This is a genomic window from Pseudonocardia endophytica (genome assembly GCF_004339565.1).
GTDB classification, from domain to species: Bacteria; Actinomycetota; Actinomycetes; order Mycobacteriales; family Pseudonocardiaceae; genus Pseudonocardia; species Pseudonocardia endophytica.
Genome location: NZ_SMFZ01000002.1, coordinates 3,110,340 through 3,132,815, shown reverse-complemented (window position 1 = coordinate 3,132,815; position 22,476 = coordinate 3,110,340). Strand labels below are relative to the sequence as shown.

The 22,476-nt window shown below is 74.3% G+C and carries 18 protein-coding genes; 7 read left to right on the top strand and 11 right to left on the bottom strand.

Translation table 11 applies throughout. The annotated features are described in order from the left end of the window. Positions 1-38: 38 nt before the first annotated feature. A complete protein-coding gene (locus EV378_RS33325) occupies positions 39-548 on the top strand; it encodes an Lrp/AsnC family transcriptional regulator (RefSeq protein ID WP_132431766.1) in 510 nt (169 codons plus the stop codon). Further along, positions 545-1,699 (top strand): aminotransferase class I/II-fold pyridoxal phosphate-dependent enzyme, encoded by a 1,155-nt coding sequence (locus EV378_RS33320; protein WP_132431764.1) that lies wholly within the window; start codon positions 545-547, stop codon positions 1,697-1,699. Before EV378_RS33325 ends, EV378_RS33320 begins: the two co-directional genes overlap by 4 nt. Here the strand turns inward: EV378_RS33320 and EV378_RS33315 are convergent. Continuing rightward, positions 1,630-2,520 carry an alpha/beta hydrolase gene (locus EV378_RS33315; protein WP_165922601.1) on the bottom strand — a complete coding sequence of 297 codons (891 nt, stop codon included), beginning with the start codon at positions 2,518-2,520 and terminating at the stop codon, positions 1,630-1,632. The genes EV378_RS33320 and EV378_RS33315 overlap by 70 nt on opposite strands. Before the next feature lie 166 nt (positions 2,521-2,686). Between EV378_RS33315 and EV378_RS33310 the strand changes: the two genes are divergently transcribed. Beyond that, positions 2,687-3,949: a sensor histidine kinase gene (locus EV378_RS33310; RefSeq protein WP_165922600.1), complete on the top strand. Its 1,263-nt coding sequence runs from the start codon at positions 2,687-2,689 to the stop codon at positions 3,947-3,949. Continuing rightward, complete coding sequence (locus EV378_RS33305; protein WP_207908938.1) at positions 3,946-4,626, top strand: response regulator; 681 nt, start codon at positions 3,946-3,948, stop codon at positions 4,624-4,626. The genes EV378_RS33310 and EV378_RS33305 overlap by 4 nt, the downstream gene beginning before the upstream one ends. Here the strand turns inward: EV378_RS33305 and EV378_RS33300 are convergent. The 7 genes from EV378_RS33300 to EV378_RS36075 form a co-directional block, all read right to left on the bottom strand. Then, positions 4,593-5,462, bottom strand: coding sequence for an SGNH/GDSL hydrolase family protein (locus EV378_RS33300; protein WP_243653883.1), 870 nt, complete (start codon positions 5,460-5,462; stop codon positions 4,593-4,595). The genes EV378_RS33305 and EV378_RS33300 overlap by 34 nt on opposite strands. A gap of 81 nt (positions 5,463-5,543) precedes the next feature. Continuing rightward, complete coding sequence (locus EV378_RS33295; RefSeq protein WP_132431758.1) at positions 5,544-6,713, bottom strand: hypothetical protein; 1,170 nt, start codon at positions 6,711-6,713, stop codon at positions 5,544-5,546. Between the two features lie 18 nt (positions 6,714-6,731). Beyond that, the gene (locus EV378_RS33290; protein ID WP_132431756.1) at positions 6,732-7,670 is read right to left on the bottom strand and encodes a DUF389 domain-containing protein; all 939 of its coding nucleotides are present in this window, start codon (positions 7,668-7,670) and stop codon (positions 6,732-6,734) included. A 6-nt stretch (positions 7,671-7,676) separates the two neighbouring features. Further along, complete coding sequence (gene aspS, locus EV378_RS33285) at positions 7,677-9,521, bottom strand: aspartate--tRNA ligase (RefSeq protein ID WP_132431754.1); 1,845 nt, start codon at positions 9,519-9,521, stop codon at positions 7,677-7,679. A gap of 46 nt (positions 9,522-9,567) precedes the next feature. Further along, on the bottom strand, positions 9,568-11,037 hold the full coding sequence (locus EV378_RS33280; protein ID WP_132431752.1) for a protein adenylyltransferase SelO: 1,470 nt from the start codon (positions 11,035-11,037) through the stop codon (positions 9,568-9,570). A gap of 41 nt (positions 11,038-11,078) precedes the next feature. Beyond that, a complete protein-coding gene (locus EV378_RS33275) occupies positions 11,079-12,125 on the bottom strand; it encodes a DUF2235 domain-containing protein (protein WP_132431750.1) in 1,047 nt (348 codons plus the stop codon). Between the two features lie 100 nt (positions 12,126-12,225). Further along, positions 12,226-14,658, bottom strand: coding sequence for an intein-containing Rv2578c family radical SAM protein (locus EV378_RS36075; protein ID WP_279389673.1), 2,433 nt, complete (start codon positions 14,656-14,658; stop codon positions 12,226-12,228). On the opposite strand from EV378_RS36075, the gene EV378_RS33265 reads away from it, so the two are divergent. Beyond that, a complete protein-coding gene (locus EV378_RS33265; protein WP_243653882.1) occupies positions 14,542-15,060 on the top strand; it encodes a gluconokinase in 519 nt (172 codons plus the stop codon). The genes EV378_RS36075 and EV378_RS33265 overlap by 117 nt on opposite strands. 85 nt (positions 15,061-15,145) lie before the next feature. Further along, positions 15,146-17,566, top strand: coding sequence for a YibE/F family protein (locus EV378_RS36970; RefSeq protein ID WP_341540460.1), 2,421 nt, complete (start codon positions 15,146-15,148; stop codon positions 17,564-17,566). A 134-nt stretch (positions 17,567-17,700) separates the two neighbouring features. On the opposite strand, the gene EV378_RS33255 is transcribed toward EV378_RS36970, so the two are convergent. Together EV378_RS33255 and hisS are read right to left on the bottom strand one after the other, a co-directional pair. Then, positions 17,701-18,231, bottom strand: coding sequence for a class I SAM-dependent methyltransferase (locus EV378_RS33255; protein ID WP_132431748.1), 531 nt, complete (start codon positions 18,229-18,231; stop codon positions 17,701-17,703). Further along, positions 18,228-19,538, bottom strand: coding sequence for a histidine--tRNA ligase (gene hisS / locus EV378_RS33250; protein WP_132431746.1), 1,311 nt, complete (start codon positions 19,536-19,538; stop codon positions 18,228-18,230). Before hisS ends, EV378_RS33255 begins: the two co-directional genes overlap by 4 nt. A 91-nt stretch (positions 19,539-19,629) precedes the next feature. Between hisS and EV378_RS33245 the strand changes: the two genes are divergently transcribed. Further along, on the top strand, positions 19,630-20,433 hold the full coding sequence (locus tag EV378_RS33245; protein WP_132431744.1) for a peptidylprolyl isomerase: 804 nt from the start codon (positions 19,630-19,632) through the stop codon (positions 20,431-20,433). On the opposite strand, the gene EV378_RS33240 is transcribed toward EV378_RS33245, so the two are convergent. Beyond that, entirely contained in the window at positions 20,434-22,455 is a 2,022-nt protein-coding gene (locus tag EV378_RS33240; RefSeq protein ID WP_132431742.1) for a prolyl oligopeptidase family serine peptidase, read from the bottom strand. Between the last annotated feature and the right edge of the window lie 21 nt (positions 22,456-22,476).

The window sequence follows — 22,476 nt, the reverse complement described above, 5'->3', positions numbered from 1 at the left end:
GACGGCGACCGTTCCCGACGGGACGTAAGGTCGCCGTCGTGCGGGAGATCCTGGAACTGCTGGAACGGGACGCCACGCTGTCCCACGACACCATCGCGACGATGGTCGGCCTGTCCGTGGAGGACGTCGACGCCGCGGTGGCGGAGTGGACGCGCACCGGTGTCATCCGCCGGCACAAGGCGGTCGTGAACTGGGCGGCGTACGACCGGGCGGTCGACGAGGACGGCAGGCGCGGCGACAGCGAGGTGACGGCGTTCATCGACGTGTCGGTCGCACCGGCGCGCGGCGTCGGGTTCGACGACGTGGCGGCCCGGATATCGCGGTTCGACGAGGTGCGCGACTGCTACCTGGTCTCCGGCGGACACGACCTGCGCTGCACGGTCGTCGGCCGCACCATCCACGCGGTCAGCGACTTCGTCTCCCAGAAGCTGTCCACGATCGACCGGGTGCAGTCAACGGCGACCCACTTCGTGCTGGCGACGCACAAGCGCGACGGCGACACGTTCGCCGACCCGGAGCCCGACCACCGCCTGCCGGTGACCCCGTGAGGCCGCTCAACGAGACGATCACCGCGTGCCCGCCGTCGGGCATCCGGCGGTTCTTCGACATCGCCGCCGAGATGGACGACGTCGTCTCGCTCGGGGTCGGGGAGCCGGACTTCGTCACGCCGTGGCGGATCCGCGAGGCGGGCATCTACGCGCTCGAGCACGGGCACACGACCTACACCGGCAACGCGGGCCTGCCGGAGCTCCGACGCCTGATCTGCGACGACCTGGCGAGGCGCTACGACGCGCGCTACACGCCGGACCGCGAGTGCCTGATCACGACGGGCGTGTCGGAAGGGCTGGACCTCGCCCTGCGGGTGCTGCTGAACCCGGGCGAGGAGGTGATCGTTCCGGAGCCCTGCTACGTCGCCTACCAGCCGTGCGTGTCGTTCGCCGGCGGGATCCCGGTCGGTGTCCCGACGCGTGCCGAGGACGGGTTCGCGATCGACGTCGACGCCGTCGAGGCCGCCGTCACGGACCGGACGAAGGCGATCCTGATCGGCTCCCCGGCGAACCCGACCGGCGCCGTGCAGCCGCCCGCCGTGCTGCGCGCGCTCGTCGCACTCGCCGAGCGGCACGACCTCTACCTGGTCTCCGACGAGATCTACGACCGGCTCACCTACACCGGCACGCACCACTGCCTCGGCGCGGTGCCGGGCGCACGGGAGCGGACCGTCGTGCTCGGCGGGTTCTCCAAGGCCCAGGCGATGACCGGGTGGCGGGTCGGCTGGCTCGCCGCGCCCGGCCCGATCGCCGACCTGGCGCTGCGCGTGCACCAGTACACGATGCTGTGCGCGCCGCACGTGTCCCAGGTGGCCGCCGTCGAGGCGCTGCGCGCGGCGGAGGGCGACGTGGCGGAGATGGTCGCGGACTACGACCGTCGCCGACGGGTGTTCGTCAAGGGCCTGCGCGAGCTCGGCCTGGAGTGCCCGGAGCCCGCGGGCGCGTTCTACGCGTTCCCGTCGATCAGGAGTTCCGGGCTGGACTCGGAGACGTTCGCGGAGCGGCTGCTGAAGGCGGAGTCGGTGGCGGTCGTGCCCGGCGGGGTGTTCGGGCCCTCCGGCGAGGGGCACATCCGCTGCTCCTACGCGACGGCGCTCCCCCAGCTGGAGGTGGCGCTGGAGCGCATGGGGCGGTTCCTCTCCTCGCTCTGACGCCCGATCCCCGAGACGGCGGCGAGCGTCGCGCTCCCCGGCACGAGATAGCCGTCGTGGCCGTGGGCGCCGCCGGTCGGCAACGGACGGGCACCGAACGCGGGGTTCGCCGGATCGGCGCCGTGACCGACGTCGCCGAGGCGCACGTGCGGCACGAAGCGGATCCAGTCGTCGGCCGCCAGGGCCGCCCAGACCCGTGCGCGGGTGCCCAGCGCCGTGACGTGCGGGGCCCGTGCGCCGGGTGAGGCGAGCAGCACGACGTCGTCGGCGTCCAGGCCGGAGGCCGCCGTCCCGACCACGACGGACCCGTAGCTGTGCCCGACGACCGTGACGTGCGCGGTGTGCGGGCCGCGCAACCGCGCGACGTCGGCGGCCAGCAGCGGTGCGGCGGCGCGGGCCAGCCGCCCGGACGCGGCGTCCAGGCCGACGCTCTCCGGCGTCGGGTAGCCGACCCACAGCACGACGGCGGCGTCCGGGTCGAGACGGTGCAGTGACCGCGCCCAGGCGAACGGCCGGTGCTGCGGCGCGACCGGGTCGTCGAGCGTGTGCAGGTCGATGCCGGCGCCGGGGACGAGCACGACGAGCCGCGGTGCCGTCGCCGGGTCGCCGAGCGCGACGACCGCGCGGCCGCGTCCCACCGGGTCGCACCCGAGCACCCGGACGTCCGGACCGGCCAGACGGCTCCGCAGTGCCGAGGCGCACGACGGGTCGTTCCCGACCGGGCTCAGCGCGAGCGCCCCGGCGGGCCGGACGAGCATCGTCAGGCCGCTGACCAGCAGTGTCAGCGCGGTGAGGGCGGCGGCGTACCGGCTCGTGTTCACGGCCGGAACGCTGCAGGGCGGCGGCGCAGAGAGCGTCCCGCTGCGGAGCCGTCCTGCGGGCACCACCACCGGGGCGCGGCGGCACCGGACCGGTACCCGGGTACCGGTCGGGACGTCGCTCCGCAGTACGACGACCGGCGCCGTCGCCCTGGCTAGTCTCCGTCAGGTGTCCGCACCGTCCGCTCCCGACCGCACCGCGGAGCTCTGGCGCCGTCCCGGACGCGCGCTGCGGGCGGCCGCGTGGGGCGCCGGGCCCGGGAACGACCGGTGGGTGCGCGCCGGGCGCAGGCACCGTGTCGCGCCGTGGGTGCTCGGCGTGCTCGGCATCGCGCTCGCGGTGGCCGCTGGCGGGTCCGAGTTCACGCCGGACCGCGGGTTCCCGGCCGTCGGCGGGTTCCTGCTGGCCCTGCCCGGTGCCGTCGCGCTGGCCCTCGCGCCGCGCAGGCCGCTGGACGCGTGGCGGATCGCGACGCTGTGGGTGCTGGTGCTGCCGTTCGTGCTGCCACCGCCGGTCACCGGCAGCGTGCCGCCGCTGGAGTGGTGGACCTGGGTGGTCTGGGTGCCGCTGCTGTTCGCCGCCGCGTGGGCCGCCCCCGGGATCGCGACGCTCGGGGCCGGGGTGCTGTCCGGGCTGGTCGTGGCCGCGCTCGTGCTGGTCGGGCCGTGGCCGGTCGCGGCGACGGCGCTGCCGCTGAGCCTGCTCGCGGTGGCGGTCCCGGTGCTGCTCGGCGTGCTGCTAGCGGCCCGCCAGGACGCCGGGGTCGCGCTGGCGCGGGAACAGGAGCGGCGTGCCACCGTGCAGGCCGAGCGGGGCGCGCTGGCCGAGCGGGCCCGGATCGCCCGCGAGATGCACGACATCGTCGCCCACCACATGTCGATGATCGCCGTGCGCTGCGAGACGGCGCCCTACCGTCTGAGCGGGCTGGACGGGCCCGCCGCCGAGGAGTTCGGTCAGGTCGCCGGTGCGGCCCGGGAGGCGCTCGCGGAGATGCAGACGCTGCTCGGCGTGCTGCGCGCCGACGACCAGCCGGGCGCCCGCGCGCCCCAGCCCGGGCTCGCGGACGTCGAACGGCTGCTGACCGACACCGCGGACGCCGGGACGGACGTGCTCTGGTCGGTCGTCGCGGGTCCGGTGCCGGACCAGGTCGGGCTCTCGGCCTACCGGATCGTGCAGCAGTCGCTGGCGAACGCGGCCCAGCACGCGCCCGGCGCGCCGGTGCGGGTGCGGCTGGCGGGCGGGGACGCGGCCGTCGAGATCGAGGTGGTGAACGGGCCCGGCAACGGTCCGGGGCGGCCGGGTGGCGGCACCGGGGTGGCCGGGATGCGGGAGCGGGCCGAGCTGCACGGCGGGCACCTCGAGGCGGGCCCGTCCTCCGATCGGGGATTCGCCGTCCGGGCCGTGCTGCCGCTCGACGGGGAGCCACGGTGAGCGAGCCGATCAGGCTCGTCCTCGTCGACGACCAGGCGATGGTCCGGGAGGGCTTCGCGGCGCTGCTCGGCGCGCAGCCGGACCTGGAGGTGGTCGGCACGGCCGGGAACGGTCGCGTCGCGCTCGAGACGATCGCCGGGCTGGGCTCCGACGGGCGGGCCCCGCACGTCGTGCTGATGGACGTGCGCATGCCGGAGCTCGACGGCATCGAGGCCACCCGCGAGCTGATGGCGCGGCCGGACCCGCCGCGCGTCGTCGTCCTCACCACGTTCGACCTCGACGACCACGTCTTCGACGCGCTGCGCGCCGGCGCGAGCGCGTTCCTGCTCAAGCACGCGCCTGCCGCCGAGCTGGTGCACGCCGTGCGCGTCGTCGCGTCCGGGGAGGCGCTGCTCGACCCGTCGGTGACCCGGCGGCTGATCGCGCACTTCGTCGCCGCCCGCCCGGAGCAGCGCCCGACGCCCTCCGCCCTCACCGCGCTGACCGAGCGGGAGACCGAGGTGCTGCGGCTGATCGCGCGCGGGCTGTCCAACGCAGAGATCGCGGCCGAGCTGGTGCTGGCCGAGCAGACGGTGAAGACGCACGTCAGCCACGTACTGACGAAGTTCGGGCTGCGCGACAGGGCCCAGGCGGTCGTGCTCGCCTACGAGACCGGGCTCGTCCGCCCGTCGGCCTGACCGGCGCGCAGCCCCTCCACCAGGCCACGCGCGATGACCGGTCCGAGGTCGCGGCTGCGCCGGACCAGCCACGGAAGGCCCTGCCCGACGATCCACGCACCCCGGTGCCACGCCGTCACCACGCGCCCGCCCGCGCACTCCAGCGCGACCGGGCGGCCCATCTCCCACCCGGCCGCGACGAGCAGCTCGCCGAGCCCGCGGGCGAGCAGCCGGTGCCCGCGCTCGGACGGGTGCAGGCGGTCCACGCTCCACGACTCCGGCTCGTAACCGCCGGGCAACAGCGCCAGGTCGAGCACGCCGACGCCGGGTGCGCCGGCCACCGCCTCGTCGAGCGCCGCGTTCAGCGCGGCGATACGCCCCTGGAGAGCCCGCCGCAGCGGCGCCGGGAGCCGGAACACGCGGGTGTGGTCGTGGTAGCGCAGGACGATCACGTGCGCGCCGGAACGACGGAGCACGGCCAGCGACTCGGCATAGTCCCGGCCGATCGCCGCGGCGTCGAAGTCGGAGCGCAGCGTGTCGTTCATGCCGGCGCACAGCACCACGACGTCCGCCCCGAGTGCCGCGGCGGCCGGGACCTGGGCGTGCCGGGTGTCGGCCATCCGCGCGCCGCTGCGCGCCAGCGTGGTCAGCCGCACGGCGCCCGGGTCGCCGAGCGCGTCGCACAGGAGGGCGGGGAAGCCGCGCCAGCCGCCACCGGGCAGCGGGTCACCGATGCCGACGGCCGTGGAGTCGCCGACGGCGACCAGGTGACGGACGGTGCGGGCGGGCGACGGGGTCGGGACGGGAGTCGGTGAGGCGGACGTCGACGGGTCGGGAACGATGTCGATCGCGGTCACGACGCAACGATCGGATCCCGACCAACCGTCCGGGTGTGCACACGGTGACGTGTCCCGGACGGGGATCCGAACAGTTGCGTCTCACACCCTGGCCCGGAACGCGGGGAACACCGGCAGCACGCGCGGCGAGTCCGGGAACCGCTCGTCGATCGCGGCGGTCATCAGCCCGGCCAGCCCGGTGGTCGCGGGGAGGGTCGCGGCGGCCCGCTCACCCAGGCCGTACCAGTAGTGCCGCAACGCCGTGGACAGCCACGGCGTGCGGCCCGCGTCCCGACCGAGCGGGCCGTCGCGGTGTGCCAGCCGGGGCAGCAGCGTCCACGTGCACCACCAGACCCACAGCACGTCGGCGTCGACGAGCCGGGGTTCGAGCAGGCCGGTGTCGTCGAGCTCCGGCCAGACCCCGGCCACCTCGGACCGCCATGCCGCGAGCATCTGGGCCGACATGCCGTCGGGCAGCGCGAAGCTCGACGGGCACGCCGGGAACGGGACGCGGAAGTACGCGGCGTCCAGTGCGACGTCGCGGAAGCAGCCCCGCTCGAAGTCGACGAACCGGACACCCAGGCTGGTCACGAGGTTGTTGTCCGGGCAGGTGTCGGCCGTGGAGAACGCGCGGAAGCGGGTGCCGCCGAGCAGCCGCGCCGTCGTCCGCGCCTCGACGGCCGCCTGCGGCGGCACCGTCACACCGAGCACGTCGGCGACGAGTGCGGGCACCTCCGCGAGGGCCGCCCGCGCCTGATCGGCGATCGGGTCCCGGCGGACCCGTTCCCCCAGGCGCCGCAGCAGCGCCCCGAAGTCGTCCTCGCGGCCGGCCGTGCACGCCTGCATCCGCCCCAGCGCGCGTGCCCAGGACAGGAGGCAGCGCGTCGCCGTCTCCGGGTCCGGCCCGAACAGCTTGTCCGCCAGCGAACCGCTGCGCCCGAGGTCCTCGAGCACGAGCAGCCGCTGGTCCGGGTCGTGCGCGATGATCACCGGGGCCGGCCGGGCATCCGCCGGGAGTGCGGTGAACAGCTGGCAGCTCGCCACCTCGTAGCGGAAGGGGTCCACCCCGTCGTCGGAACCGAGGTACTGCTTGACGACGACGCTGCGCCGGTCGGAGAACGGGTTGTGCGTCATCCGGGTCCGGACGACGACGGACTCGCCGTGGCCGCCGAGGTCCTCCGGCTCGGTCAGGTGCACGGTGGCACCCGCTCGGCGGGACAGCAGCCGCTCGGCGCCCGCCAGCGCGTCGTCCAGCGACGGGGACACGGTCATCCCCACGACCCTAAACCGTCAACCCTCCGACAGGGGCCGATCCGGACCGGGACGTCCTTTCCGCCGGGCGCCGTAGAGCACCGCGGAGGCCGCCACGACCACCCCGACGATGTTGATCAGCAGCTGCGCGACCGACAGCCCGGCCTCGGTCCACCGCCCCTCGACGGCGGCCACCGAGGCGAACGCCGCGGCGGGCACCGTGGCGATCGAGATGAACACCCCGACCAGCGCCGACGACCTCGCCGACGTCAGCGACAGCATCCCGGCGGCACCCGCCAGCAGCGCCACGATCAACGAGAACCAGCCGACCTCGTAGATGAAGTCGACCTGGTCCAGGCTGTCCAGATCGGCGCTGTTCATCAGCCCCAGGCCGTCGAACAGCAGGGTGGCCAGACCCGTCACCACCATCGCCGCGAGGAAGCCGATGCCGAGTGCGACGGCGCCGCGCCGCGCCAGATCGCGCCTGCGCAGCACGATCCCGACGGAGACGGCGGCGAGCGGACCGAACTCCGGCCCCAGCACCATCGCCCCGATCACCGTGACCGGGGAGTTCGTCACCGCGCCGATCGCCGCGAGCAGGCAGGCGATGGTCAGGAACGCGAGGAACGCCCCGGACAGCCGGGAGTCCTCGCCGGTGCGTGTCACCAGCTCGTCCCACACGACGGCGTCCTGGCCGTCACCGGGCGCGGCCTCCTCGGCGGCGTCCGCGGCGTCGGACAGCACCGTGTCCAGCGGCTCCAGCGTGATCCCGCCGGTGTGGTCGACACCGAGCGCGGACAGGTCCGCGAGCAGGTCGTCGACGCACTCGCGGGCGACGTCAGCCTCGACCATGTCGCCCTCCGGCTGCACGGCGACTCCACGGAGCACCGCCAGGTGCGCCACGCCCGGGCGGTCCCGGAGCGCGGCGCAGACCTGGTCGGTGACGTCAGCCGGGCTGACCACCCGCAGGTGGAGCACCGCAGGTCAGGCGGCGGGGCCGGGCTTCTCCGGCGCACCGCCCCCGGTCTCGCCCGGCTTGCCGGGCGCCGAGCCGCCGGGGGCCTTCGCCTCCGGCTTCGCGTCGACGCCCGCCTCCTTGCGCTGTGCGGCCGTGATCGGCGCGGGTGCCTGGGTGAGCGGGTCGAAGCCGCCGCCGGTCTTCGGGAACGCGATCACCTCGCGGATCGAGTCCATCCCGGCCAGCAGCGCCGTGATCCGGTCCCAGCCGAACGCGATGCCGCCGTGCGGCGGCGGGCCGTAGGCGAACGCGTCGAGCAGGAAGCCGAACTTCTCCTTCGACTCCGCCTCGGTCAGCCCCATCACCTCGAACACGCGCTTCTGCACGTCGGCCGAGTGGATACGGATGGAGCCCCCGCCGATCTCGTTGCCGTTGCAGACGATGTCGTAGGCATAGGCCAGCGCGTTCCCCGGGTCGGACTCGAACGAGTCGATCCACTCCGGGGTCGGGGAGGTGAACGCGTGGTGCAGTGCGGTCCAGGCGCCGGAGCCGACGGCGACGTCGTCGGTGTCCGCCGCCGACTCGAACAGCGGCGCGTCCACGATCCACACGAACGACCACGCGCTCTCGTCGATCGCCCCGATCCGGCGCGCGATCTCGCCGCGGGCGGCGCCGAGCAGCGCCCGCGCCTCCGACGGCTGCCCGGCGGCGAAGAAGATGCAGTCGCCGGGGTTCGCGCCGACGGCGGCGGCCAGCCCGGCCCGCTCGTCGTCGGACAGGTTCTTCACGACGGGCCCGCGTTCGTCGACCGAGCCGTCCTCGCCGATCAGCACGTAGGCCAGGCCGCGTGCGCCGCGCTGCTTGGCCCAGTCCTGCCAGCCGTCGAGCACCTTGCGCGCCTGCGACGCGCCGCCCGGCATCACGACGGCGCCGACGTAGGGGTTCTGGAACACCCGGAAGCCGGTGTTCGCGAAGTACTGCGTGAGCTCGGTCAGCTCGATGCCGAAACGCAGGTCCGGCTTGTCCGAGCCGTAGCGGCTCATCGCCTCGGCGTAGCTCATCCGCGGGATCGGCAGCGTGATGTCGTGGCCGACCAGCTTCCACAGCGCGACGAGCACCTTCTCGGCCAGCGCGATGACGTCGTCCTGCTCGACGAAGCTCATCTCGATGTCGAGCTGGGTGAACTCGGGCTGGCGGTCGGCGCGGAAGTCCTCGTCCCGGTAGCAGCGGGCGATCTGGTAGTACCGCTCCAGGCCGCCGACCATGAGCAGCTGCTTGAACAGCTGCGGGCTCTGCGGGAGCGCGTACCAGGACCCGGGGCGCAGTCGCGCCGGCACCAGGAAGTCGCGGGCGCCCTCCGGCGTGGAGCGGGTCAGCGTCGGCGTCTCGACCTCGACGAAGTCCTCGCCGGCGAGCACGTCGCGCGCCGCCTTGTTCACGTCGCTGCGCAGCTGCATCGCCCGGGCCGGGCCGGGGCGACGCAGGTCCAGGTAGCGGTGCGTCAGCCGGATCTCCTCGCCGACACCGGTGTGGTCGTCGACCGGGAACGGCAGCGGCGCGGCCTCGGAGAGCACGCGCAGGTCGGTGACGGTGACCTCGATGTCGCCGGTGGGCAGCTCCGGGTTCTCGTTGCCCTCCGGGCGCCGGACGACCTCTCCGGTGACCTGGACGCAGAACTCGGCGCGCAGCCGGTGCGCCCGCTCGGCCATCTCGCCCTCGCGGAACACGACCTGGGCCGATCCGGAGCGGTCGCGCAGGTCGATGAAGATCACGCCGCCGTGATCGCGACGGCGGGCCACCCATCCGGCGAGCGTCACGGTCTGGCCGGCGTTCTCGGCACGCAGCGTGCCGACGGGGTGCGTTCGCATCACGGCGGTCAAGGCTAGTCGCCGTGAGGTGGGGGCCTGCCAGCAGGTTTCAGGTGCCGCAGAACGTCGTGTAGCCGCCCGAGCCGGGCTCGGTGTAGCGCTCGAGACCGGGGCGTTCGACGAACGGGTCGGCCAGCACCTCGTTCAGCCGGTGGAACGGATCGAAGTCCCCCGCGACGGCGGCGGTCAGCGCCTCTTCGACGAGGTGGTTGCGCGGGATGTAGACGGGGTTGACCCGGTCCATCCCGGCCGCGATCTCCCCGCGGTCACCGGACGGCAGCGCCGCACGCCAGCGGGCCGCCCACGCGTCGAACGCCTCGGGCTTCGAGAACAGGTCGCGCACCGGGGCGTCGTCGCCGCGGACGGCGTGCGCGAGCGCGCGGTAGAAGCGCGTGTGGTCGATCCACTCGTCGCGCAGCACGGTCGCCAGGTCCTCGATCAGCGACGGGTCCTCCGGCGCGTCCCGCTCCAGCCCGAGCTTGGCGCGCATGCCGGCGCGCCAGTGCGCGGCGTGCCGGTCGGTGAACGACTGCAGCACCTCCGTGGCGGCGGCGACGGCGGCGTCGGCGTCCGGGTCGATCAGCGGGATCAGCGTCTCGGCGAACCGCGCCAGGTTCCAGGCCGCGACGACGGGCTGGTTGCCGTAGGCGTACCGGCCGCCCTCGTCGATGGAGCTGTAGACGGTGGCCGGGTCGAACCCGTCGAGGAACGCGCAGGGCCCGTAGTCGATCGTCTCGCCGGAGATCGTCATGTTGTCCGTGTTCATCACGCCGTGCACGAACCCGACGAGCATCCACTGCGCGACCAGGTACGCCTGCGCCTCGACGACGCGTTCGTAGAACGCCAGGTACGGGTTGTCGGCGTCGCGGGCGTCCGGGTGGTGGCGGTCGATCGCGTAGTCGGCGAGGCGCTTCAGGAGCTCGACGTCGCCGGTGGCCGCCGTGTACTGGAACGTGCCGACGCGCAGGTGGCTGGACGCGACCCGGGCCAGCACGGCGCCCGGCTCCGGCCCGCGGTCGCGCATGATCATCTCGCCGGTTGCGGTCACGGCCAGCGCGCGGGTCGTCGGGATCCGCAACGCGTGCATCGCCTCACCGACGACGTACTCGCGCAGCATCGGCCCGAGCGGCGCCTTGCCGTCCCCGCCGCGGGCGAACCGGGTGCGCCCGGAGCCCTTGAGATGGATGTCGTGCCGGGCGCCCTTCGGGTCGATCAGCTCCCCGACGAGCAGGGCACGCCCGTCCCCGAGGCGGGGCGAGTAGCCGCCGAACTGGTGACCGGCGTAGGCCTGGGCGATCGGCTCGGCACCCTCCGGCACGACGTTCCCGACGAGCACGCCGACGCCCTCGTCGGTGCGCAGCGCGTCCTGGTCCAGCCCGAGCTCCCGGGCCAGCTGCTCGTTCAACGCGATCAGACGGGGGTTCGGGGCCTGCGCCGCCGACCAGCGCTCGTAGAGGCCGTCGAGATCGCGCACGTAGGTGTTGTCGAACGTGAACGAGGGCCGTACCGCGGTGGTCATGCTCTCCAGGGTAGGCGCGATGGCGCATCCTGCCCGGTCGGTCAGACCTTGTCGACCTGATTCCCGGGGGCGGCGAGGTAGGCGCGCAGGTTCTCCGGGGTGTACCGGCAGGCCCCGTTCTCCGTGCGGTCGACCGCGGTCGACGCGGCCGCCTCCGTCCGCGGGTCGGTGGCACCGAGCTCCCTGCTGATCGGGATGAGCAGCCGGTACGCGAGCGTCATCGAGTCATGGATCGGGTCACACCCGACACCGGCGTTCACGACCGGTCCGGCGCCGGGGGCGCCCGCGGTGCCGGGCAGGAACGCGAGCCCTGCGTCGGCCGCGCCCTCGACCATCCAGCGCAGCGTGACGTCCGCGAGCTGCCGGTCCGGGTAGCCGCCGCCGACGTCGCTGTGCACGCCCGGGAACCAGACCTGGCGCCGCGGCACGTCCCCGGCGGCCGGCGGCGCCCAGATCGACGGCTCGAACGGTCGGCGGTGTTCGTCGATCGCCAGCGCCTGCCGGGCGTGGTCGACGCTGGAACTGAGCTTCGTGTCGTGGAACTGCCACGGCTGGTTGACCTGGTCCACGAGCGCGTTGCCGGACAGCGGGATGCCGAGCGCTCCGACCGTGTCCCAGACGCCGACGAACCGGATGCGCGTCTCCTGGGAGTACCGGTCGCGGAAGGCCTTCGACTCGTCGGCGTCGGGCGCGGACGCGTCGTCGCGGCGCCGGTAGAGGTCGTAGGCCTCCCGGGTCCGGCCGATGTTCTCGCGGGTCAGGGCGCCGCAGTTCCGGATGAAGCCGGCCGTGCTGCGGGCCGTGTAGGCGCCGCGGCTGAAGCCGAGGAAGTACAGCTCGTCGCCGGCGTCGAAGTTGGCGACCACCCAGTGGTAGACGTCCAGGATCACGTCCGAGAGGCCGACGCCGAACAGCCCGCCCGCCAGCCGGTCCCACCAGTCGGTGCCCACCCCGCGGTGGTAGTGGATCCGCTGCTCGACGTCGCCGCCCGTGGGCGCCACGCTGTCGTGGAACCGCGACACGTTCGTCGGCGACGTCTGGTCGGCGGTGTTCCAGGTGCCGTCGCAGCAGACGACGAGTCGCTTCATGGGTCCTCCGCAGCTCGGCGTGACCGGTCACCGACGACCGGGTCACCATGTCAGCACCGACGGTGACCGTTCGGCGTCGTCAGAACTGCCGATACACCGCTCAGATCAGGCTCATCTGGCCCTCCTTCGGGTCCCGGGGTGCCTCCACCGCGCCCGACGTCGTCCGCGGCGTCGGGAACGGGCGGTCCAGCCCGTGCCGGGAGAGCAGCGGCGCGACCCGGCGCGCCAGGAGCTTCCGGTACTCCGGGTCGGCGTAGGCGCCGCGCCGGTAGAGCCGCTCGTAGCGCGGCACCAGCGCCGGGTACTCGCGCGCCAGCCACCGCAGGAACCACTCCCGGGTGCCGGGGCGCAGGTGCAGCGCGATCACCGTCGCGCCACTCGCCCCGGCCGCCGCGACCTCGCCGAGCACGGCGTCCAGCGCCTCGTCGGAGTCGGTGAGCAGGGGCAGCACGGGAGCGACCATCACGCCGCACGTCAGGCCGGCGCCGGTGATCTTCCGGACCATGTCGAGGCGGGCAGCCGGGCTGGGCGTGCCCGGTTCCAGGTGGGACTGCAACGAGCGGTCGACCAGCGCGATCGAGACCCCGACACCGACCGGCACGTCTCCGGCCGCCGCCGTCAGGTCCGGCAGGTCGCGCGTCAGCACCGTGCCCTTCGTCAGGATCGAGAACGGCGTCCCGGACCGGCCGAGCGCACCGATCACGCCCGGCATCAGCCGGTACCGGCCCTCCGCGCGCTGGTACGGGTCGGTGTTCGTGCCCATCGCGACGTGCTCGCGACGCCAGCTCCTCCGGGCCAGCTCGCGTTCCAGCACCCGCGCCACGTTGACCTTGACCACGATCTGGGAGTCGAAGTCCTCCCCGGCGTCCAGGTCGAGGTAGGTGTGCGTGTTGCGGGCGAAGCAGTTGTGGCTGACGACCCCGGCAGCGAGGAAGTCGCCGGTGCCGGTCGTGATGTCGTACATCGGCTGTTCGACGCCCAGCGCCTCGACCGAGACGACCCGCGGCGCACCGCAGGGCGGCGCCGAGAGCGCGGCGCCGGACACGTCGCGGACCCGCCCGACGGCCGGGTCCGCGAGCGCGATCAGTCGCAGGTGCTCCGCCGCACCGCCGCGCACGCACAACCGCACCGCGTCGGCCGTCCGAGCGGGCTCGGCGACCACGCCGAAACCGTTGCGTCGCAGCTCGTCCAGCGTGCGACGGGCGAGATCCCGCCCGACCGGGACCAGTACGACACCGCGCGGCCCGACCTCGCCGCACGCGTCGAGCACACCGGCCAGGAAGCCGGCCGACCACCCGGGTGTCGGATGATCCGGCCACGCGGTCGCCGCCGCCGTGACGGAACCGCCTTGCGCCGCCCCGGTCGGTGCCGCCACGGCATGGGCGATCCCGGTCTGCGGAAGCCCGCTACGCGCCACCGCGGAACGCCCGGCCCCTGCCCCCATGGCACCGGCCCGTGCTGCATCGGCCCGCGCGAGCCCGGCATGCTCAGCCACGACGCGATCGGTCCCGGCGGGCTCGGCACCGGTGTGCCCGGCGGCGGCGAGCTCGGCCCTGCCCGTCGGACCGGCGGAATCGGCGCCTCGGCCGGAGCCGGTTCGATCCGTCGCGGCCGTCCGAAGCCCGGCGAGCAGGTGGTGCACCCGCGCGAGAGCCTCCAGCTCCACCCAGTCCGACGGGAACGGCTCGGCCGTGACCCTGCTCCGCGCCGCGTCCGCGCGGACCAGCCCGCAGACGTACCCCTCGCGGTAGCCCTCCCGACTCGCCGCGCCCCCGCTCGCGACGGCGGCCCGTCCCGGTCCCTGCAGCGCCGTGCCCGGACGGAGGTGCGGACGCCGCCCGCTTCGACACCAGCCGGGCGTCACGTGCCGCCAGCCCTCGTCGGTGAGGAACCGGTGCTCGTCGCTGGTGACGAGCACGACGCCGTCGTCCAGCGTGAGCCGGTGGGCCCGGCGGCGCGTGGACCAGTGCGCCAGCACCGGCGTGCGGACGTACCGGCGGCCGCCAGCGCCGTCCGGCTCGGTGCCCAGCACCTCGTCCCCCTCGCGCAGGTCCGCGATCGGGCGGGTGGACCCGTCCGCGAGCGTCACCGGCGTCGCGCCGTCCAGGCAGTACACGCAGGCGTGCGAGCAGCCGCGGTACGGGTTCACCGTCCAGCCGAACGGCATCGGCGACGTCGACGGCACCCGGTTCAGCGCCGACCGTGCCTCGACCTCGTGGAACACGGTGCCGACGAACTCCGGGGTACGGACCGACCGCAGCAGCCCCCGCATCCCGGGCAGCGCCGCGTCGCCGCCGATACCCTCGTCCCGCACCTGCTGTCCGCTCCACCGCACCAGTTGAGTCGAACAGATGTTCGAGGCCAGCGCAAGTCCCGTGCGCCCGACGGTCGAACGACGATCAGGCAGAGTGCGGGCGTGCGTACGACGACCACGCTCGTGGTGATGGGCGTATCCGGCTCGGGGAAGAGCGCGGTCGCGGCGGCGCTGACCGGCGCGACCGGGTGGACGTTCGTCGAGGGCGACGACCTGCATCCCGAGGTGAACCGCCGGACGATGGCGGCGGGCACCCCGCTGACCGACGACGACCGGTGGCCGTGGCTCCGACGGATCGCCCAGCGCATCGGGGCGGGCGAACAGGCGTGCGAGAACCTCGTCGTCACCTGCTCCGCGCTGCGGCGCTCCTACCGCGACCTGCTCCGCGACGGTCACCCGTCGGTGCGGTTCGTGTACCTCCACGTCGGCGGCGACGTGCTGCGCGAGCGGGTCGCGGCCCGGCACCACGAGTACATGCCCGCGGCGCTGCTGGACAGCCAGCTCGGCGCGCTCGAGCCGCCGGACGCCGACGAGCGGGCGATCACCGTGGACGCGGCGGGACCGGTCGAGGCGACCGTGGCCGCGGTACTGGACGAGGTCGGTGTGCGCGACCCGCGGTGAGAGGCACCGATCGTCCGGGTGGATCCGGCGGCTCGTCCGGGTGACGGGCCGTCATCGGGCGTGACGGGCTTGGCAGGATGCCCGCGTGCAGTCGCAGGAGCCCCCCACCCCGGACGGTGAGCAGAGGTCCGGCCACGCCCGGCACCGCAGGCACCGGACCGATCCGCCGATGCCGCCGGACGGGGCTCCGCTGATCCGCAAGGAGCCCCCGCCGCGCACCGTCGCCGACTACCTGGCCCGCCGGGACCGCGATGGAGGCGTTCCCCCTCCCCCGTGGGCGCCCGACCGCGCCGACCCGCACGGCAGGCTCGAGCAGGGCGGGACCGACCGGCCGGAGTCTCCCGGATCGCCGTGGTCACCGGCGTTCACCGAGACGGTCGGGTCGCCGGACGACGCATCGGACGCGGTGTGGCCCCCGGTCGCCCCCGGATCGTCGGCCCACGACGCGGCCCACGACGCGGTCCCCGACGACGACACGCCGGTGCAGACCTCCGGCGCCGGCCACCCGCCCGGATCCGACGAGGACGACGAGGAGCCGGAGCGGGCCGAGGACCACGGGCCCTCCGGCGCTCCCGGCCGGACCACGGCCCGGCCCGACGACCCCGACCACGCCGTCCCGGGACGGGCCTCGGCCTGGTTCGACGCCGGCGAGCCGGTGGCACCGTCGGCGGGCGTTCCGCGCCAGGCCGACCGGTCGGCGGCGGACCGGTCGCACACCGACCAGGCAGCCGGCGTCCGAACCGCGTCCGACAGCGCGCCCGCCGCGTCCGCCGGCGCCGACCGGCCACACGCCGTCGCGGCGTCGGCCGGGCAGGTCCGGGTCGCCGCACCACCCGAGAACTCGGACGACGGATCGGCCGTCCTGGCGCGGCACATCCCGCGTCCGCGGCCCAGCCCCGGCCCGCGCCGTCCGGTCGGGCCGGGCGCCCCGTCCCCGGACGCTCGCCACGCCGTTCCCGGCGACGTCCCGGAGAGTCCACAGGAGACGACCGGTCCGGTCCTGGACCGCCCCCTGCACGACCGGGCCCCGCACCGCCCCGGACTCGACCGCGGCTCCGACGGGGCCGGTGCCGGCGGCGTCCTCCGTGACCCCGGGCCGCCGGCGCCGCGCTCCACGCCACCGGACGACCCGGTGGACACGGGCGGCGCCCCGAACGACGAGGCCCAGGTGGCGTCACGCGCAGACCCGTCGACGGACGCCGATCTTCCGGTCGACGCCCCTCCGCCCCGGCGTCGTCGCACGCTCCGCCCGGATACCGACCGCTCACGCACGGTGTCCGACGCCGCCCGCGAGCGAGGGTTGCCGGTCCGCGAGCTCGTCGAACCCGCCGGCGCGCCGGGCGGCCCGCCGGGCACCGGGCACGGACACGGGCACGGGCCGGCCACGCCCGCCGGGAAGCGGGTTCGCATCCTGCTCGCGGCGCTGCTCGTGCCGTGTGCGCTCGCGGCGCTCGCCGGTGTCGCGCTGCTGTGGCCGGGCACGTCACCACTGCCGTCGATCCCTCCCCAGCAGCAGGTGCACGGAGACGTCCAGGCGGTCCAGGCGGCCGACTGCACGCCCGGTTCCGGCAGCGGCGGATGCACCGGCGTGACGGTCCGGATGACCGACGGGCCGCGGTCCGGGAGCGATCTCGTGCAGCTCGTGCCCGCCGAACCGTCGACGCCGCGGTTCGCGGTCGGCGACAAGATCGTCCTCGCGTACTCCGGCGGCAACCCGGACGAGGCGGGCTCGTACCAGATCACCGACTTCCAGCGCGGCGCGCCGCTGCTCTGGCTGGCCGCCGCGTTCGCGGTCGCGGTGCTGGTCCTCGGGCGGTGGCGTGGTCTGGCCGCGCTGGTCGCGCTCGGGTTGAGCTTCGTCGTGCTGCTGCTGTTCGTCCTGCCGTCGATCCTGTCAGGGCACAGCCCGCTCGCGGTCGCCGTGACCGGTGCCGGCGTGATCATGTTCGTGGTGCTGTACCTGTCGCACGGGTTCTCGGCCCGGACGTCCTGCGCCGTGCTGGGCACGCTGGTCTCGCTCGTGCTGATCGGCGGGCTGGGGGCGCTGTTCACGGTCGCCACACGCCTCACCGGGCTGGACGACACGACGGCGAACCTGATCGGGACGCTCGGCAACATCCCGATCGACGCCCGTGGACTGGTCCTCGCCGGCCTGGTCATCGGCGCACTGGGTGTGCTCGACGACGTGACGGTCACCCAGGCCAGCGCCGTCTGGGAGCTGCGCGACGCGAACCCGTCCCTCGGCGCGGGCACGCTGTTCGCGGCAGGCATGCGGATCGGGCGGGACCACGTCTCCTCGGCCGTGAACACGCTCGTCCTGGCCTACGCCGGTGCGGCGCTGCCCCTGATGCTGCTGTTCACGGTCAGTTCGACGTCGTTCGGTCAGGTCGTGACGAGCCAGGACGTCGCGACCGAGATCGTCCGCACGCTCGTCGGCAGCATCGGGCTCGTCGCGTCGGTGCCGGTCACGACCGGACTGGCCGCGGTGGTCGCCGCCCGCCGCTGAGCGCTCGGGCCCGACCAGGCCGGCACCGGCAGGCGACGACACCCCCGCCGAGATGCGGCTCAGCGGGGAGCGGAGATCGACAACTCCCGCTCACCCGCATCTCGGCGCGGCCGGCCCGGCCGCGCCCTGGCCGGTCAGCTCCGCCGGGCGAGCAACGTCGCCTCCCCGTTCCCTTCCTCGTGGTGCAGGACCTCGAGCTCGTCGAACGCGGAGAGCAGTTCGCCGGGGGCCGCACGGAACCGGCCGCCCTCGTCCCCGACCTCGCTCAGCACCGTGAGCACCAGCAGCCCACCGGGAGCCAGGCCCGCCGCGAGAGCCGGGTAGAGCGCCGGGTCGCGGAAGCGCTGGCAGACGATCACGTCCCAGGTCCCGTCGGGCAGGCCGTCGTCCAGGTCGGACTCCACCCACCGGACCGTCACCTCGTGCGCGGCGGCCAGCGCCGCACCGCCCCGGAGCGCGACCGGTGACACGTCGACGGCGTCGACGGCGAAGCCGCGCAGCGCCAACCACACGGCCACCTGCCCCGACCCGCACGCCAGGTCCAGCGCCGCGCCGCCGGCCGGCAGGAGCCCGGAACGTCCCCGCAGCGCATCGGGCGGCATCGGCACCGGCGCGGAGACGACGGCGTGCCGCCGGTCCCAGCGCTCCCGGTCGGTCGCCGTCATCCGACGCGGTCGAGCGCCGCCAGCACCTCGTCGACGCACGTGTCCAGCGCGACCGGCGTCTGCTCGCCGGACACCAGGTCCTTGAGCCCGACGGTGCCGGCCTCGATGTCCCGGTCCCCCAGCACGAGCGCGAACCGCGCACCGGACCGGTCGGCCGACTTCATCGCGCCCTTGAGCCCGCGGCCGCCGTAGGACAGGTCCACCCGCACCCCGCGCGAGCGCAACCCGGCCGCGACCGAGACCAGCCGCCGCTTGGCCTCGTCCCCGAGCGGCACGCCGAACACCTCGACGCGCGCCTCCGACCAGGGCCGGACGCCCTCGACACCGCAGGCCATCAGCGTGCGGTCCACACCGATGCCGAACCCCACGCCGGACAGCGACGGGCCGCCCAGCGTCTCCATCAGCCCGTCGTAGCGACCGCCGCCGCCGATCCCGGACTGCGAGCCGAGCCCGTCGTGCACGAACTCGAACGTCGTCTTCGTGTAGTAGTCCAGACCCCGGACCATCCGCGGGTTCGGCGTGTAGGCGACGCCCAGGTCGTCCAGGTACTCGAGCACGCGGGCGTGGTGTTCGGCGGACGCCGACGACAGGTGGTCAACCAGCAGCGGCGCGTTCTCCATCGCCGCGCGCACCGCGGGCCGCTTGTCGTCGAGCACCCGCAGCGGGTTGATACGGGCGCGCTCGCGGGTGGGCTCGTCGAGGTCGAGTCCGGCGAGGTACTCCTGCAGCAGCGCGCGGTAGGCCGGGCGGCACTCGTCGTCGCCGAGGGAGGTGATCTCGAGGCGGTAGCCGCTCAGGCCCAGCCGCTGGAAACCTTCGTCCGCGACGGCGATGACCTCGGCGTCCAGCGCCGGATCGTCCACACCGATCGCCTCGACGCCGACCTGCTGCAGCTGCCGGTAGCGCCCGGCCTGCGGCCGCTCGTAACGGAAGAACGGCCCCGCGTAGCGGAGCTTGACCGGGAGACCCTGCTTGTCGACGTTGTGCTCGATCACCGACCGCACGACGCCCGCGGTGCCCTCGGGGCGCAGGGTCACCGAGCGCTCGCCGCGGTCGGCGAACGTGTACATCTCCTTGGAGACGACGTCCGTCGACTCCCCCACCCCGCGGGCGTAGAGCGCGGTCTCCTCGAACACCGGCAGTTCGACGTAGCCGTATCCGGCACGCTCGGCGGCCGCGGCGAGCGTGTCCCGGACATGGGTGAACCCGGCCGACTCGGGTGGCAGGTACTCCGGGATCCCCTTCGGGGCGGCGAGCGGATCGGGCCGCCTGGCCCTGTCCGCCCGCTCGTCGGTCGCCGCACTCATCCCGCCAGCCTAGATGCCGCCCCGAGGCCCCGACCTCCCAGTATCCGACCTCTCAGGATCATTCTCAGGAACGATCGCTACCCTGCGCCGCGTGGCGACCAACCAGATGCGCCGGGACGCGGCGAAGCGCAAGCTGGCCAACCAGCAGAAGCGGCGCGAGGAGCAGCTCCGCAGGCGCAAGCGCAACACGACCATCGCATCGATCGTCACGGTCGTCGTCGTGATCGCCGCGGGCGTCGGCGTCTACCTCTACGCGACGGCGCCCGAGCAGCTCGGCCCGGACACGTCCGGCGTGGCGACCGCGCCGCTTCCGAAGCGCCCGCAGGCGCTGCCGGCGTCGGTCGACTGCACCTACCCGGCCGCGGAGGCCGCCGCGAAGCCGGTCAGCCCGCCCGCGAACGGACCGGTCAGCACGAACGGCACGGTCGCGGCGAACCTGGACACGAGCGCCGGTCCGATCGACATGACGCTGGACCGCTCGCTCGCCCCGTGCACCGTGAACAGCTTCGTGAACCTGGCCCAGAAGGGCTTCTACAACGACACGACCTGCCACCGCATCACCACCGGCCAGGGCCTTCAGGTGCTGCAGTGCGGCGACCCGACCGGCTCCGGTTCGGGCGGCCCCGGCTACAAGTTCGACGACGAGGTGTTCCCCGGCCTGAAGTACGGCCGCGGCCTGCTGGCCATGGCGAACTCCGGCCCGAACACGAACGGCAGCCAGTTCTTCATGATCTACGGGGACGCCGAGCTGCCGCCGCAGTACACGGTGTTCGGCTCGATCGGCCCGGAGGGCCTGTCCACGCTGACCGACATCGGCAAGGCGGGCGTCGGTGGCGGCGGGGACGACGGCGCGCCCGCGACCCCGGTGCAGATCAGGACCGCGACCGCGTCCTGATCACCCCAGGCGCGACCGGCAGAACTCGAACACCAGCGCCCACTGGAACGCGCGCTGGGCGTTGTCCGCGGCGCCGCCGTGCCCGCCCTCGATGTTCTCGTAGTACTCCACGCGGTGGCCCTGCTCGCGCAGCCGGGCGACCATCTTGCGGGCGTGCCCGGGGTGCACACGGTCGTCCCGGGTGGACGTCGTGACCAGCACCGGCGGGTAGTCGGCGCCGGCGCTGACGTGCTGGTACGGCGAGTACCCGCCGATGAACTCCCAGTCCGACGAGTCCGGGTCGCCGTACTCGGCCATCCAGGACGCGCCGGCCAGCAGCAGGTGGAAGCGGCGCATGTCCAGCAGCGGCACCATGATCACGATCGCGCCGAACAGCTCCGGGTAGCGGGTGAGCATCACGCCCATCAGCAGCCCGCCGTTGCTGCCGCCGTGGATCGCGAGCCGCTCGCGGGTGGTGATCCCGCGCGCGACGAGGTCGCGTGCGACGGCAGCGAAGTCCTCGTAGGCCCGGTGCCGGTTCTCCAGCAGCGCCGACGTGTGCCACGACGGCCCGTACTCGCCGCCGCCACGGATGTTCGCCACCACGTAGGTCCCGCCGCGCTCCAGCCACCCGCGGCCGATCAGCCCGCTGTACCCCGGCGTCAACGAGATCTCGAAGCCGCCGTAGCCGGTCATCAGCACCGGCCCGGTCGCGTCCGGAGCGCCGACCACGAAGTACGGCACCTGCGTCCCGTCGTCGGAGGTGGCGAAGAACTGCCGGACGGCCACGCCGGACGCGTCGAAGAACGTCGGGGCCTGGCGGAGCGTCTCCAGCGGCGCGTCCGGATCGGCGAGGTCACCGCGCATCAGCGTGGACGGCAGCGTGTAGCCGTCCACGTCGAGCAGGTACACGTCGTCGAGCCGCGGGTCCGCGTCCATGATTCCCGGCGAGGAGAACGCCGGACCGGCCGGCAGCTCGCGCGACGCCCAGCCGTCCGCGGGGGTGAGCACCTCGAGGTGCGTGACGACGTCGTCCATGACGGACAGCACGAGGTGGTGGCGCGTCCAGTCCCACCCGGACAGCGAGCGGTGCGCCGTCGGCGTGAACAGCACCCGCCCGTCGCGCCCGCCGGCGAGGTAGTCCTCCAGGTCGAACACGACGAGCGACCCGGCCGGGTGGACGGTCGGCCCGAGCGTCCAGTCCGAGCGCGGCCGCACGAGCAGCCACTCCCGTTCCAGGTCGGCCGCCGCGTCCGCCGGGACGTCGACGAACACCCGCGAGCCGTCCGGTCGCAGCACGTGACGCTCGCTGGTGTGGAAGTCCGGGCTGCGTCCGACGATGTCGCGCTCGTACCCCGGCGTGCTGTCGTGCGCGGCGAACGCGGCGACGTCCGTCGGCTCGGCCTCGAACACGACCGGCGCGTCGGCCACCGCCGTGCCGCGTGACCAGCGCCGGATCACCCGCGGGTAGCCGGACGTGGTGAGCGAGCCCTCCCCCAGATCGGTGCCGACGAACACGGTGTCCCGGTCGATCCAGGACAGCCGGTGCTTCGCCTCGGGCAGCACGAACCCGTCGGTCACGAACTCCTTCGTCGGGAGATCGAACTCGCGGACGACGGTCGCGTCCGCACCGCCGCGGGACAGCTGCACCAGCGCCCGCTCGTAGTCCGGGAACAGCACCGCCCCGCCGGCCCAGACCCAGTTCTCGTCCTCGGCCGCGGCGAGCGCGTCGAGGTCGATCAGGATCTCCCAGTCCGGAGCGGCGGTGCGGTAGGAGTCCAGGGTGGTGCGACGCCAGAGGCCCTTCGGGTGGTCGGCGTCCTGCCAGTAGTTGTAGAGCAGCTCACCCCGGCGCCGGACGTACGGGATCCGGTCGGTGGAGTCCAGGACCGCGCGCAGCCCGTCGCGGACCTCGGCGAACTCCGCGTGCCCGGTCAGCGACGGCAGGCTCTCGTCGTTGCGCTCGCGCACCCAGGCCAGCGCGTCGTCACCGGTGACGTCCTCGAGCCAGATGTGCGGGTCGGCCGGTTCGGGAGCGCTCATGCGCCCCAGTCTGCGCGACGA